This is a genomic window from Nitrosomonas aestuarii (assembly GCF_003046585.1).
Classification (GTDB): domain Bacteria; phylum Pseudomonadota; class Gammaproteobacteria; order Burkholderiales; family Nitrosomonadaceae; genus Nitrosomonas; species Nitrosomonas aestuarii.
Genome location: NZ_QAAE01000011.1, coordinates 15,736 through 30,538, shown reverse-complemented (window position 1 = coordinate 30,538; position 14,803 = coordinate 15,736). Strand labels below are relative to the sequence as shown.

Genomic DNA, 14,803 nt, shown 5'->3' with positions numbered 1-14,803 from the left:
TCAATCCTCCTGTATCACCAGCAACATTTGCCCGGTGGACACATAGCCACCCGCTTTACACGAAATCTGCCGTACTGTGCCGCTTACTGTCGCATCTACAGAAAATTCCATTTTCATGGATTCAACGACAACGAGTGAATCTCCCGCTGTTACCGACTGTCCTTCCTTAACCAGTATTTTCCAGACCGTTCCTGTAATATGCGAGCCAACCACACAAGCGCCTTCCGGCATATCCAACTCGCTCTGAGCATCAGCTTCTTCCAGGCTGTCTTCATTGACATATTCTGTTTGGCCGCTTATTTTCCAGCGTTCACGTTCGGCTTCAAATGCAGCCTGCTGACCGTCTTTAAAAGCTTTAATGGATGTGCCGTTTTGCTGCAAAAATCGGTTATATTGCTTTAGACTGAAAGTGGCTTCTTCGACGCGCAGCTTGAATCGTCCGGTTACAAAATCTTTTCGTAGCGTCAATAACTCGCTTTCACTCACCGGATAAAAGCGAATCTGATCAAAAAAGCGCAGCAACCAGGGTTTGCCATCTACAAAATCTTTAGTTTGAAGGTAACGATTCCACATTTGTATCGTACGGCCAACGAACTGATAACCGCCGGGACCTTCCATGCCATATACACACAAATATGCACCGCCGATACCAACTGCATTCTCGGGTGTCCATGTTCTCGCCGGATTGTATTTAGTGGTAACCAGTCTATGGCGCGGGTCTACGGGTGTGGCAACCGGCGCACCCAGATATACATCACCAAGACCCATGACCAGATAGCTCGCTTCAAACAAAATCCGTTGCACCGCTTCGACACTGTCAAGCCCGTTAATACGGCGAATAAATTCAATGTTACTTGGACACCAGGGTGCATCCTTACGCACTGACTGCATATATTTCTCGATTGCAAGTCGCGTTGCCGCATCATCCCAAGATAATGGCAAATGCACGATACGAGTAGGCACTTCCATTTCCTCAGTCGCCGGTAATTTTGATTCCGCAGCAATCAGAAAGTCCAGCAACTGTTCACGTGGCAGCGCTTGCGAATCAAAGTGTATCTGTAGTGAACGGATACCGGGAGTCAGATCTAAGACACCATACAAATCACCTGAATTCAGCGCACTTTGAATCCATTCCATTAAGGCATGGGCGCGAAAGCGAAGATTTAAATCAAGCACCAACGGGCCGTATTCAACCAGCAAATTTTTATCACCGGACTGGCGATAAGCAACCTGCACTGATTGTTCGCTTTCTGGAATCGTATGTAGCACAGGGCTACCCAGCTTCTGGGTACCCGCCTTTGACTGTGTTGAGAGAGCCGCTGATACTGGCGCAGGTGCCGTTAGCGGACGCAGCTCCTGAATGGATGCATTCTGGTGTTTTTCCAAAACCAGTGCTTGTTCCATCGATAACAGATTAAATCGTATGGTATCGCCAGGTTTGAGTTGTCCCAATTTCCACAATTCCGCTTGTACAATTGTTACCGGACAGACAAAACCACCCAGACTGGGGCCATCCGGCCCTAAAATCACCGGCATGTCACCGGTAAAATCCACTGCACCGACTGCATAAGCATTGTCGTGAATATTGGACGGGTGCAGCCCGGCTTCGCCACCATCGCTGCGTGCCCATTGTGGCTTCGGTCCGAGTAAACGTACGCCGGTTCGACTGGAATTATGGTGCACGTTCCACCCGGTTGCAAAAAAATTACGCATATCCGCATCCGTAAAAAAATCAGGCGCACCATGCGGACCATATAGCACACCGATATCCCAATTGTCGGTATAGTGTGGAATCAGTTCTTGCGGCAGTGGTTGAGGTGTATAATCCTGCTTTGCCGGAATATGCAATACATCGCCGCTACGTAATACACGCCCGGCATGCCCGCCAAACTGACCCAGCGTAAAAGTTGATTTGCTCCCCAAGTAATCAGCCACCTGAAAACCGCCTTGAACTGCAAGATATGCCCGGCAACCATGATCACCAGTTTTTCCAAATTGAAGTACCGCGCCTGCTTTAATTTGATGTGGTTGCCAGAGCGCCAGCGATTCTCCATCGAGGCGTACATCAATTGATGCACCAGCAACTGCAATAATGCTGTCACAGTTGAATTTTAATGTCGGGCCCGCAAGGGTAATTTCGAGTCCTGCTTTGTCTTCAGCATTATCTACCAGACGATTAGCCAAGCGAAATGCGTATGAATCCATAGGCCCTGAAGGCGGTACACCAATATGCCAATATCCAAGCCGTCCAGGATAATCTTGTATCGTGGTTTGTACACCGGGACTCAATACATCAATTGTTTGTGCAATATAATGAAAGCCATTTAAAAAATTGGTATTGTGTTTTCCTTCATGAAATGCGGTGCTGCGCAGTATTTGTTTTAGATAATCCAGATTGGTTTCAATTCCATGTAGCGACGTCTTATCGAGTGCGTTAAACAGGCAGTCGATTGTTTCATCGCGTTCCGGTGCATGCACAATAATTTTTGCCAGCATTGGATCATAGAATGGAGAAATTTCGACACCACGCTCCACCCAGGTTTCAACACGGGCTATGACAGGAAATTTAGCTTCCGTGAGCGTACCGCTCGAAGGTTGAAACTCCTTGGTTGGATTTTCGGCATAGACGCGCACCTGCATGGCCCAACCGGATAGCGCAATCTCAAATGAATTTAACGGTGGCATGTCTCCTGCAGCCTGGCGCACCATCCATTCCACCAGGTCAACCCCTGTAACAGCTTCCGTCACGCCATGCTCAACCTGTAAGCGTGTATTGACCTCCAGAAAATAAAATGCATTGCTGGATGCATCAAAAATATATTCCACTGTCCCGGCGGATTGATAGTTAACTGACTTACCAAGCCTTACAGCAGCTTCCAGTAAAGCTTGGCGAACATCGGATGCAAGATTCGGTGCAGGCGTTTCTTCAACCACTTTCTGATTACGCCGCTGCATCGAACAATCACGTTCACCTAACGCAATTACGTCGCCCTTGCCGTCACCAAAAATCTGCACCTCGATATGGCGCGCATTTTCAACAAATTTCTCCAGGAACAGACCGGCATCTTTAAAATTATTCTGCGCCAGATATTTGACTGCATCGTAAGATTCAATTAATTCTTCTTTGTTCCAGCATAAACGGATACCGATACCGCCACCGCCGGCAGTGCTTTTCAGCATGACCGGAAAACCGATATGTGCTGCCGCATGCAACGCCTCATCAAGGCTATCCAGAAGATCTGTACCAGGCAGCAGCGGCACCCGATTTTTCTTTGCCAGTTCACGCGCAGTGTGCTTTAAACCGAAAGTGCGCATTTGCGCCGGACTGGGTCCAATAAAGCAAATATGATGCGCCGCGCACTGCTCGGCAAAATCCGCATTTTCACTGAGAAACCCATATCCGGGGTGAATCGCCTGTGCACCCGCCTGCTGAGCAACTTCCAGTATTTTATCTGTACATAAATAACTGTCAGCCACTGCACCACTGCCAATACAATACGCTTCATCCGCTTCCAAAACATGCCGCGACAATTCATCGGCATCTGTATATACCGCAACACTTTTTACATTGATACGGCGTAGCGTCCGTATAATCCGACAGGCAATTGCGCCACGATTGGCAATCAATACTTTTTTAAACATACTCAACCCCTCAGTCAATTCATTCAAGCGACATTTATTGACAACTCATTGACGCAACTATATTAATCCCAGATCAACAAACGAATGGGTGTGGGATTATAAGCATTGCATGGGTTATTGAGCTGCGGACAGTTCGAGATCAATACCATGACATCCATCTCGGCACGCATCTCGACATATTTACCGGGCGCGGAAAGGCCGTCGACAAATTCAAGTTCACCATTTTCAGTCACCGGAACATTCATGAAAAAATTAATATTGCTCGGCAAATCGCGTTTGCTCATGCCCAGTTGTTCGCATAGTGGATCATGCGCAAGTGCATGCAGAAAATTATCACGGCAACTGTGCATGGGATATTTTTCCAATGCATAACGAACGGTATTGCTCTCTGCGGCGCAAGCCCCGCCCAGCGTATCGTGGCGTCCGCATGTGTCTGCCACGATGGTCAGCATCACATTACCGAAATTCGAGTATAGTTTGCTGTCTGTGGTCAGATAGAGTCTATTCTGCCGGCGTATCGTATCTGTAGCGCTGTAGCGCTCCAAAGCATGTTTAGCATTAAAGAATAAGGTATCAACCGCCTGGTTGCCTTCCAGATCAACAATTCTGAAAGTCTGCCCTTTATTCACCTGTTTAACCCACGGCTCTCCGGCTGCACACACTTCATTCGTCATAGCCTGATTGGGATCAAGCACACTTTCAGTCAGATTGTGCATGTTCATATTTCACCTCCGCAGCAAGCGTAAAAACGTTGCGTATTTTGCAGACCCCGTATGTTTTCAGCAATACGCGCACATGCATCAGTGGTCTCAGGCGGCGTCGTAAACAATGCCAGATTCACTGCACCCGGCTGGTAGGATTCAGCCGTATCCATTGGATGCGGTGCTGTTGACAACACCATCAGCGTATCCATCTCAAAACTCAAATCAACATAGTCTCCAGCATTATTGCTGTAGGCGTGAAACGTCAGATCTCCTGCAGCGTCAGCAGTAACCTTGCTGAAAAAATTAATATTGGAAACTATGTCGCGTCGACTGAGTCCCCATTTACCCAGCTCGATCAACAAACCCTCCAGGCCGCTGCGATGCATCTGGTTGCGGTGTTCCTGATAGCGTGCAATACCATATTTCTGCTGGATTAGCGCAGCGTCGCTCAAACCGCAAACTGTATCGTTCCAGCCACCAGAATCGGCAGTAATACAGCAAAATATTCGCCCCATATCGGAATGGCAGGCATGACCCACGGTCAAATAAAAAGTATGCTGTGACTTCAGTGTATCGGCCATGTTGTAACGTTCAAGCTTTTCTTCCCGGTTATAGAACAGTACCGCAGCATTGGCACCACCGTCCAAATCAGTCATACGCAATGTCGTACCGCGGCGCACGATTCCCGACCAGTGGCATCCGCCCGGCACATGTTCCTGCCAAAGAAATATATTGTCTTGATTCATCACTGTCTCCTTTTAAAACCGGTTGCTTTATTTTTACGCACTTTATTGATCAGAATGTACACTGTAGTCACACCCAGAATGCTCCCTAATACCAGCGGTATCGCCCATAACTGCCACCAGGGCGCATCCGCTGAAACCGCATAAGACCGCGGCCAGGCAATATTAATCAGTTCAAATAACGACCAGACAAAAGCCACCGCATTGATCACCAATCCCCACACACCAAGTTTCAGCTCACCAAGCGCGGGATTCCATCGTCCGGTTAGTCGGGTAAATAAGCCAACACCGGTAGTCATCGCGAACATGGCATATAAACCGCCCGTGCCAAAGGCAATCACTGTCGCCACAGCACCGTCATTGAGTCCCAGCAACAAACCGAGTCCCGCCATGGTTACCGTGAACAATACTGCATTACGTGGCGTTTTGTCGGCCGTAACGTGGGATAGCATGGATGGCATATTGCCTTCGCGAGACATGGAAAAGATGATACGTGACGTATATTTTACAACCGATGCACCACAGGCAAGAAAAGCGATCATCACGATGGCTGAAAAAGGCTTTTCAACCCAGTCGCCGAAGCTTTCAGCAATCAATGGCGTTACCGGATCGGCTGTTTTACTGGTATTGACCAGCGTATCGTGATCGAAGGCAAGAATTAACGAAGCGGAATTGAACAATACCACGGTACCCACAGCACTCAGTGCGAGAAAAATTGCCCGTGGCACCATGCGTTTGGGATTATGCGTTTCTTCAGCCGTGGTGGAACAAGCGTCAAATCCAATAAACGCCCAGCCGGCGATAGCCAGCGCCGTCATAAAAGCCGCCATTTCCGTTGGTGCGGTACCGGTGCCCATGTGCTGAAACAGTTCCGAGAAACCATGCTGACGGAAAAAGAAAAACAGCAGCACTGCAATGCCAAATGAGCCGATAAATTCGGCATAAACACCTAACGCGATGATTGATTTGAATACGTTAACATGTGCCAGATTCAGCAACATGCAAAGCAACAAGAAAACTGCTCCCCAGAATACCATCATGGGTCCGCCGCCACCGACCGATCCCCAGAAAGTTGCAAGCCAGATACCGCCGGTATAAGCCGTTGTCGTCAACATGGCGATGGTGGAACTGACATAGATGACGCCTGCATATTGTCCTGCGGTAACACCACCCAACTGTCGCGCCCACTTGTAAGCGCCGCCAGCAATCGGAAATTGAGACGACAACTCTGCATAAACAGTTGCAACCAGCAGTTGCATGACAAGGCAAATGAGCAATGCGGCGAACCAGCCGCCACCGGTTACAGTTGTCTGGACGCCGATAATGGCATAAAGTCCGACTACGGGCGATACAACCGCAAAACCCAGGGTAAAACTGTGCCAGACACCCATGCTGCGATGCAGCATTTCAGGCGGTGCCTGCATGTCCTGATATGAATTTTTTTTCTGTGATGAAACCGACATAACGCAAACTCCTTAACGAAACGGATATAAACCGCAAAACGGGAATTAAATGTGTAAATATGCCCGCAACATACAACAGCATACACACGCTTATCTCCCGGGCTTTTATCCCTCCGTGGAGCCTCGTTAAGACCTGAAATGAGATCATTAAAACAAGACCGGAAACTCTCGAACCAGTCGCCTCTAACTGCTAACTTCCATTTGAGGCCGGAACCCTAGTTTCCCAATGACTAAACATCATTGCTTTGTAGCCTAGCAAAACTTTAAAAATAAATCAACCAATAAAAACATCAGCTAAAACAGCAACCCAATGAAACGTCTATCAACAAACTCATTACGATTGATCAGGTAAACCAGACTCATTCATTTTCCTGGTCAGCGCTTTCCAACCATCCAGTTTACTGGGCAAACCCGGACTATCGACCAGACTTTCCAATGCCTGTAACGCCTGTATCAGATTTTGCCCTGTATTGAGTCGATTTGGCCCAGCAACAGCTGTGCCAAGGCTTTTTGTTCCGGTTTAAGATTTTTCCACAGAACTGGCGACTCAGTCAGTTCCTTAAATCCTGCCGCGGCTGAAGTGTCCAGCGCGGCTTCATAGTATCTGCCCATGCGGGTTTTCAAAATGTCGAGCAGTCGCACGGTGAAATTCAAGTAGCTGCTGTATTGCTTAATCGCCTGTGTAGCTTGCGCAGTCACGGCAACCGATACGTACACTGACTTAAATACCCAGTATGTTAAAAAACCGAAAGTACCTGATTCACAAAGTCGCATTACTTTGGTACGATGCTTTTCGAAGGCTCCATCAACCAATCCCATGGTGGTGCGAATCAAACTGATCGCTGAAGCAGAGCCTGCTTAATATATCCAATCTCTCCAATTTCCTCTGTTTCTGACAGTCTTGTCATCAGTCACGTATCACTCCTATAGCAATCTGATTTATAATCATGCTTTTGTGTTTTAACGTTGACTATTACAAAGTTTCTATACCTGTCAGATTCAAATAGATTTTGATATGTGCTGAGAACTCCTTAATCCATAGAACAATCAATCCGATCCAGTTTTAAGATCGATATCTGAAATATAGTGCCACGGCACAACATTCAGGGCAAGGGCACATTGATTGACTTTCAATTAACATCGAGTAGGCATTTTGATGCGTTATTTTAGATTATCTTTATTGATGTTGCGTCGCGATTGGCGCGCAGGTGAATTGTATGTTCTGGTGCTTGCGCTCATTATTGCGGTCAGCGGTATGACGACGGTCGGTTTTTTTGCAGATCGTGTAGACAAAACATTATCCCAGGAAAGTAATCAATTACTGGGAGCGGATTTACTGATTATTTCAACCCGTCCGCTCTCTGAACAATACGCGCTCGAAGCGCAACGTCGCGGTCTCAAAACCGCATCGGTCACACAATTTCCCAGCATGGTTTCCAATGGCGATGCCAACCAACTCGTTCAGGTTAAAGCGGTTACGGACGGCTACCCCTTGCGCGGTAAACTTTATCTCGCAGGCACTTCCACCGAACCGGAGAACCGGGCTGCCACTCAAATACCCTCATCCGGCACACTTTGGGTAGACGAAAGAATGTTGACGCACATGGATCTCAGACGCGGTGATCTGCTGGAAATTGGGGCTATTCAACTTACCGCTGCAGCATTGATCATGCGTGAACCCGATCATTCTGTCGGCTTTATCAATATGGCACCCCGCGTCATGATTAATGCTGCTGATTTACCCGCAACCCAACTTGTTCAGGAAGGCAGTCGTGTAACCTATCAGTTATTAATTGCGGGTGATTTTACCGCGGTAGAGGCTTATCGAAACTGGGCCGAGAAACAGAAAACAACCGTTGAAAGAATCGAAGGCATACGTGATGCAAGGCCTGAAATAAAAGCAGCACTTGAACGTGCTGAAAAATTCTTGAATCTGGCCGCCCTTGTCAGTGTTGTTCTGGCCGCAGCCGCAATTGCGTTATCGGTACGCCGTTTCACACAACGCCATCTGGATGGCTGCGCCATCATGCGCAGCATGGGCGCCAGCCAAAGTGGATTATTCAATCTCTACGCATTCTATTTTTTGGCGCTGGGTATTGTTGCCAGTGCCTTAGGTTGTTTGATTGCATATGCGGCGCAGGAAATTCTATCTAACTGGCTTTCCGAACTAGCTGATACCACAATGCCAATGCCGACCTGGTTACCCGCCGCACATGGTTTTCTGGTGAGCATAGTATTGCTCCTCGGATTCGCGCTCCCCCCCATCCTTAATTTACGCAGTGTTCCGGCATTGCGCGTTTTACGCCGGGACATCGGATTACCTAACACGCATAGTGTTACAGCATACCTGCTCGGCCTGACCGCGTTATCGCTGTTATTTTTGTGGAAAGCCGGCGATCTGAAGTTGGGTTTTTATATCATCGCAGGGTTCGTGAGTGCTGTTGCAATCTTTGGGCTGATTGGCTGGCTTCTGGTCAAAGCAATGTCCGGCTTGCGGCATCAGGCAGGCGGCGCCTGGCGATATGGACTTGCAAATATCCGTCGGCGCGCTGTTTCCAGTATTGTTCAAGTCGTTTCATTAGGGCTGGGATTTATGGCATTACTTGTCTTAACTTTAGTGCAGGATGATTTGATTGAAGACTGGCACACAACGCTGCCGCCTGATGCGCCGAACCACTTTTTAGTCAATATCCAACCCGATCAACTGCCATTGCTGGAAAATCTTTTCAGCCAGTACGATATTGGTCAACCACCTGTTTTTCCAATGGTGCGCGGACGCCTAGTTGAAATTAATGGTAAAAAAATAACGCCGGACGATTATGATGATCCGCATGCAGCCAATCATATCAGACGCGATTTTAATCTGTCATGGATGGATGAACTGCCACATGACAATCAGATCCTCCAAGGCGACTGGTGGCACAACGATGAGAAACACATGGAAGCTGTACTGTCGCTTGAAGAAGGCATTGCCAGAACTTTACGAGTAAAGCTCGGCGACCAGTTAACCTATGATATAGCCGGCAGTAGTTTTTCAGCCAAGATCACCAGCTTGCGAAATGTTGAATGGGATTCCTTTCGTGTGAATTTCTTTGTCGTCGCGCCACCCGGTTTTCTGGAAAACTATCCGGTCAACTATATCACTAGTTTTTATCTTCCTGCATCTGAGAGCAAAATGATACAAGAACTGGTCGGAGAATACCCAAACATATTGGTTATTGACGTTGCTGCGGTTGTAAAACAGGTGCAGGAGATGATTCAGCAAGTATCCCGCGCCATTGAGTTTGTTTTTCTCTTCACTTTACTTGCTGGTTTTATTGTTCTTTATGCAGCAATTGCGGCTACTCAAGATGAACGCATTTATGAAGCTGCCATTTTTCGCACCCTTGGTGCAAAACGAAAACAGTTGACACGCGCCTGGGCTGCTGAATTTGTCATACTGGGCGGATTAGCCGGATTATTTGCGTCTGCAGGCGCCAGTTTACTGGGTTATGGTATCGGCAGCCATGTTTTGCATCTGACATATACATTTAACCCTGTTATCTGGATAGCCGGAATATTGACTGGTATCCTCGGCGTATTGACTGCCGGCATGATTGGTACGCGTACTACATTAACGACACCGCCCTTATTAACCCTGCGCAAAATTGGATAACCGATCCTAGTGACAACAACAGATGTACCCCAGCCAGGTTCGCACACACCCAGACTCAGGTCTTTACCGCCACTGAGTTTGTACATACATATCCCATGGTGCCTGAAAAAATGCCCTTATTGTGACTTTAATTCTCATGCAGTGCGTGGAGAAGACCCAGTACCTGAAGATGCGTATGTATCCGCATTAATACGCGACCTGGAATCCGCATTACCCAACATCTGGGGGCGGCAATTAACCAGTGTGTTTTTCGGTGGCGGCACACCCAGCATGTTCAGTGCAACGTCAATTGAAAAGATTCTGGTCGCGGTCAGGGCGTTGTTACCGCTGGAACCGACTGCAGAAATCACATTGGAAGCCAATCCCGGCACTTTTGAAGCGCAAAAATTTGCCGACTTTCGTACAGCTGGCATCAACCGTCTTTCGATTGGCATACAAAGCTTTAACCCACAGCATTTGCAGGCTTTAGGACGTGTCCATAACGATCATGAAGCGCACAAGGCCATAGCAATTGCGCAGAAACATTTTAACAATATCAATCTCGATTTAATGTATGCGCTGCCCGGTCAGGATGTGGCCGAAGCGAAAAAAGACATTGAAACAGCCTGTTCTTTAGGTGTTGAACATATATCAGCTTATCATTTAACCTTAGAACCCAATACATTGTTTTATCGTTATCCGCCTGCGTTACCGGACGATGAACAATCCGCTGAAATGCAGCACATTATCGAACAAACCATGAACGCGCATCATTATCAGCATTATGAGACTTCAGCTTTTGCCCAACCAGGGCGATTTTCACAGCATAACTATAATTACTGGTTATTTGGCGATTATCTCGGTATCGGTGCAGGCGCACATAGCAAAATCAGCTTTGAAAATAAAATTATCCGGCAAATGCGGTATAAACAACCCAAGGAATATCTTGCGACAACTGCAAAAATCTCTGTCACTTCTGCTGCATCTGTGCAGACACAGCATACACTGACTCAAGCAGACCGCAGCTTTGAATTTATGATGAACGCATTGCGTTTAACCGATGGTTTTGAAATCGCTTTGTTTCAGGAACGGACAGGCCTGCCGATTAACACCATTCTTTCACAACTTGATCAAGCGCAGCAACGCGGATTATTACACCGTTCTGATCTTCACATTGCACCCACTCAGACGGGCAGACATTTTTTAAATGATCTGTTGCAGATTTTCTTACCTGAAACCGGATCCTCACGCATTGATGATTAGGAGAAAAGCCTGTGACCTATATAAAGCCTGAAGAAATTCTTGAGAATATGTTACAGGTGGGGGCTCTGAAAGCGAAACTACCCGTAAAACATATGTTGCTGCGCGGCTTTATGGCCGGTGCTTTTCTGGGTTATGCCACCACACTGGCTATCCTCACAACGACGCAAACAGGACTGGGAATTGTGGGTGCGCTCGTATTTCCGGTCGGGTTTGTTATGATCATACTCCTTGGCCTTGAACTGGCAACCGGCAATTTTGCACTGATACCAATAGCGGTCAAAGACAAACGCACACGTATGAACCTAATGCTTTTTAACTGGACATGGGTATTATTCGGCAATTTAATCGGAGGTGTGATCTATGCTTTTCTCTACTACATTGTCACCACACAAATGGGACATAGCGATCCTGCGACGATTCCTGCCGCTCTGCGTATTATCGATATTGCAGAAACAAAAACAATAGGCTATGCGCAATATGGTTTGAGCGGCACTGTTACTGCCTTTACCAGTGCTTTACTTTGTAACTGGATGGTTACACTGGGTACTGTCATGGCGTTTTCATCCACCACGACCAATGGCAAAATTATTGCTATGTGGTTACCTATTATGACTTTTTTCGCCTTGGGCTATGAGCATGCCATCGTAAACATGTTTTTGATCCCAGCCGGCATTATGTTGGGTGCAAATATTTCCATTGCTGACTGGTGGTTATGGAACGGATTGCCTGTAATAACCGGTAACATTGTGGGCGGAATGATTTTTACAGGATTGATGCTTTACTGGACTTACAAAACATCCGAACCCAAGTGATAGTAAGTGTGTACATCTTTTTATCTGACTTTGATTCACATACTAAATCGCTTAGCAATTGTTAACGCTCAGTATATTGAAACTATGTAGATTTGGAGAACCTCTCGACGCAAATAGCCTCTAACTGAATATGTAATTACTAAAAACGTTTGTGATAAGTTGTTATTATTGATTCTCCATCAACTTAATAATGAATCTTAAGCAACTGTGATAGCAAATGGTATTGATTATTTGGTCATGCGTCATCTAATTGCTGAATTACTCGAATCCGCCATGATTACTCAATCAAATACTATCCATGAAGATTAATGATTAAATTTATTGTGGCCAGTCATCTTCTTTTTTACGCTGCAACGAACACTATTGCAGATACGATTTATCAATGGAGCGATCCCTGGGGACAGATTCAATATAGCAAAACACCTGTACCAGGTGCCATGGTTTCCGATTTAACAGAACTTCCTGAAGCCTTAGAAACTACGGAGCAGCAAAAGCAAGAAGCAATGGTCAGAAAATTGCAGGAATTAAGACAAAAAAATTTACAACGTATCCAACAACAAGGTATACAAGAAAGATCTAAAGCACAAGCGTTGGAAACAAAAAATCATTGTAACCACTTGCGAAACCTCATGACTGACATACAGTTATATAATCTATGGCAATACTCGATTTACGGTGCGCCCCTGTTTACAGGTTACTATGGACACTTACAATACGACTTGTCAAAAGAGATTCACAGTAAATGTCGCTAATTGCAAATTTATTTCTTAGAAGCAGTAAACTAACCCAGATGTTATTTGTTCAAAAACACATGACCATAAAGGATGCCTTTTAAACAAACACTTAAACTTGTGCGATTGAATTTGAAATTGTTTATTTCATCATATCAACCCAATTTAAACTATCGGATTAAGTGCATATTGCTTATCCAGTCTTCCTTGAGACACTGATTACAAGTATAATCCTCAGTCAATTTTCTCATGTACTGTCAATTTGACAGTCTACGGAGAGTTCTCAAGGATTGAAAAAAATGAAATCGCCAATTCGAATTTCGGTCACTGGTGCAACAGGACAGATATGTTATAGCCTGTTGTTTCGCATCGCCGCAGGTGACATGCTCGGCAAAGACCAACCTATCATTTTACAATTACTAGACATTCCTAATGCCCGTCCGCTTTTTGACGGCTTGGTAATGGAGATGCAGGACTGTGCCTTTCCGCTATTGACCGAACTCATAACCACTGATGATCCACTTGTGGCCTTCCAGGATGCAGACATCGCTTTGCTGGTAGGCGCGCGACCGCGCGGTGAAAATATGGAGCGCAAAGATTTGTTGGAAGCAAATGGCCCGATTTTTATTGAGCAAGGTAAAGCACTGAATGCTGTTGCTAACAAGCATGTTAAAGTGTTAGTTGTTGGTAATCCGGCTAATACTAATGCTTACATCACTTTAAATAATGCGCCCAGCCTTAATCCTGAAAATTTTTCAGCGATGTTGAGACTCGACCATAACCGTGCTTTATCGCAAGTTGCTCAGAAACTATCCAGACCGGTCACTAGTATTAAAAAAATGGTTGTCTGGGGTAATCACTCTAACACACAGTATCCCGACTTAAATCACGCAGAAATTGACAACCAATCTGTCAGATCACTTATAGCTGACAACGACTGGATTGATAACAGCTTTGTCCCGACTGTACAAAAACGCGGCATGGCAATCATCGAAGCGCGGCACGGCAGATCCAGTGCCGCAAGTGCTGCAAATGCAATTATTAATCATATGCAGGATTGGATTTTTGGAACCAGAAAAAATGATTGGACTTCGATGGGTATTTTATCGGATGGAAGCTATGGTATACCTGAAGGGGTCATTTACAGCTTTCCGGTAACTTGCCAGAATGGCAGCTATAAAATTGTGCAGGGACTTAATCTAAGCGATTATGACAGGAATAAAATGCAAAAAAGCTATGAAGAGCTGATCGCTGAGCAAAATGCGATCAAACATTTATTGGTTTAACCTACAAGGAAATAACTATTGATTCTTCATTAAAGTGATTTAACAAAGGCCAGCACTTCTTCTACATGACCAGGAACTTTGACACCGCGCCATTCCTTCCTTAGGATTCCATTCATATCAATAACAAAGGTGCTTCGCTCAATACCCCGAACCTGCTTGCCATACATATTCTTCATCTTAATAACATCAAACAGTTTACAGGCCACTTCATCTACATCACTGAGAAGTTCAAAAGGAAACTTCATTTTTTCTTTAAAATTCTCATGGGACTTCATGCTATCTCGTGAAACCCCAAAAACAAGACAATTCAAATCTTTAAAGGCCTCGTAGTTATCCCGAAAATTTTCCCCTTCTGTGGTACATCCGGGTGTGTTATCTTTTGGATAAAAATAAATGACAAGATGCTTGCCATTCATTTCAGATTGAGTAAAGGTTTTACCATCGGTACTAGGTAATTGAAAATCAGGTGCAGGTTTATCAATTGCTGGCATTAAGTTTGGATATTAAAAAAGTTTGATTGAAGTT

At 45.8% G+C, this 14,803-nt stretch carries 11 protein-coding genes and 1 riboswitch; of the genes, 5 read left to right on the top strand and 6 right to left on the bottom strand.

The genetic code is table 11. From position 1 onward, the window contains the following. The 5 genes from uca to C8R11_RS10355 all read right to left on the bottom strand — a co-directional run bounded on the left by uca (position 1) and on the right by C8R11_RS10355 (position 7,386). Complete coding sequence (gene uca, locus C8R11_RS10375) at positions 1 to 3,642, bottom strand: urea carboxylase (RefSeq protein ID WP_107795636.1); 3,642 nt, start codon at positions 3,640 to 3,642, stop codon at positions 1 to 3. A 62-nt stretch (positions 3,643 to 3,704) separates the two neighbouring features. Beyond that, positions 3,705 to 4,364 carry an urea amidolyase associated protein UAAP2 gene (locus C8R11_RS10370; protein WP_107795635.1) on the bottom strand — a complete coding sequence of 220 codons (660 nt, stop codon included), beginning with the start codon at positions 4,362 to 4,364 and terminating at the stop codon, positions 3,705 to 3,707. Then, entirely contained in the window at positions 4,361 to 5,092 is a 732-nt protein-coding gene (locus C8R11_RS10365) for an urea amidolyase associated protein UAAP1 (protein ID WP_107795634.1), read from the bottom strand. Before C8R11_RS10365 ends, C8R11_RS10370 begins: the two co-directional genes overlap by 4 nt. Beyond that, complete coding sequence (locus C8R11_RS10360; RefSeq protein ID WP_107795633.1) at positions 5,092 to 6,552, bottom strand: APC family permease; 1,461 nt, start codon at positions 6,550 to 6,552, stop codon at positions 5,092 to 5,094. Before C8R11_RS10360 ends, C8R11_RS10365 begins: the two co-directional genes overlap by 1 nt. A gap of 92 nt (positions 6,553 to 6,644) precedes the next feature. After that, a riboswitch (guanidine-I (ykkC/yxkD leader) is annotated at positions 6,645 to 6,782 on the bottom strand. Between the two features lie 223 nt (positions 6,783 to 7,005). Continuing rightward, positions 7,006 to 7,386: a hypothetical protein gene (locus tag C8R11_RS10355; protein WP_146159103.1), complete on the bottom strand. Its 381-nt coding sequence runs from the start codon at positions 7,384 to 7,386 to the stop codon at positions 7,006 to 7,008. 322 nt (positions 7,387 to 7,708) lie between these two features. Between C8R11_RS10355 and C8R11_RS10350 the strand changes: the two genes are divergently transcribed. The 5 genes from C8R11_RS10350 to C8R11_RS10330 all read left to right on the top strand — a co-directional run bounded on the left by C8R11_RS10350 (position 7,709) and on the right by C8R11_RS10330 (position 14,278). Next, the gene (locus C8R11_RS10350) at positions 7,709 to 10,207 is read left to right on the top strand and encodes an ABC transporter permease (protein ID WP_107795631.1); all 2,499 of its coding nucleotides are present in this window, start codon (positions 7,709 to 7,711) and stop codon (positions 10,205 to 10,207) included. 9 nt (positions 10,208 to 10,216) lie between these two features. Next, positions 10,217 to 11,449, top strand: coding sequence for a radical SAM family heme chaperone HemW (gene hemW, locus C8R11_RS10345; protein WP_181258233.1), 1,233 nt, complete (start codon positions 10,217 to 10,219; stop codon positions 11,447 to 11,449). Positions 11,450 to 11,460: 11 nt separating this feature from the next. Continuing rightward, positions 11,461 to 12,261, top strand: coding sequence for a formate/nitrite transporter family protein (locus tag C8R11_RS10340; RefSeq protein ID WP_107795629.1), 801 nt, complete (start codon positions 11,461 to 11,463; stop codon positions 12,259 to 12,261). Between the two features lie 308 nt (positions 12,262 to 12,569). Then, complete coding sequence (locus C8R11_RS10335) at positions 12,570 to 13,013, top strand: DUF4124 domain-containing protein (protein ID WP_107795628.1); 444 nt, start codon at positions 12,570 to 12,572, stop codon at positions 13,011 to 13,013. Between the two features lie 278 nt (positions 13,014 to 13,291). Further along, positions 13,292 to 14,278 (top strand): malate dehydrogenase, encoded by a 987-nt coding sequence (locus C8R11_RS10330; protein WP_090698498.1) that lies wholly within the window; start codon positions 13,292 to 13,294, stop codon positions 14,276 to 14,278. A gap of 29 nt (positions 14,279 to 14,307) precedes the next feature. On the opposite strand, the gene C8R11_RS10325 is transcribed toward C8R11_RS10330, so the two are convergent. Further along, entirely contained in the window at positions 14,308 to 14,769 is a 462-nt protein-coding gene (locus C8R11_RS10325) for a peroxiredoxin (RefSeq protein WP_107795627.1), read from the bottom strand. Between the last annotated feature and the right edge of the window lie 34 nt (positions 14,770 to 14,803).

Coding starts and splice junctions, on each gene's coding strand:
- uca (WP_107795636.1), bottom strand. CDS start 3,642: ATGTTTAAAAAAGTATTGATTGCCAATCGTGGCGCAATTGCCTGTCGG.
- C8R11_RS10370 (WP_107795635.1), bottom strand. CDS start 4,364: ATGAACATGCACAATCTGACTGAAAGTGTGCTTGATCCCAATCAGGCT.
- C8R11_RS10365 (WP_107795634.1), bottom strand. CDS start 5,092: ATGAATCAAGACAATATATTTCTTTGGCAGGAACATGTGCCGGGCGGA.
- C8R11_RS10360 (WP_107795633.1), bottom strand. CDS start 6,552: ATGTCGGTTTCATCACAGAAAAAAAATTCATATCAGGACATGCAGGCA.
- C8R11_RS10350 (WP_107795631.1), top strand. CDS start 7,709: ATGCGTTATTTTAGATTATCTTTATTGATGTTGCGTCGCGATTGGCGC.
- C8R11_RS10335 (WP_107795628.1), top strand. CDS start 12,570: ATGATTAAATTTATTGTGGCCAGTCATCTTCTTTTTTACGCTGCAACG.
- C8R11_RS10330 (WP_090698498.1), top strand. CDS start 13,292: ATGAAATCGCCAATTCGAATTTCGGTCACTGGTGCAACAGGACAGATA.
- C8R11_RS10325 (WP_107795627.1), bottom strand. CDS start 14,769: ATGCCAGCAATTGATAAACCTGCACCTGATTTTCAATTACCTAGTACC.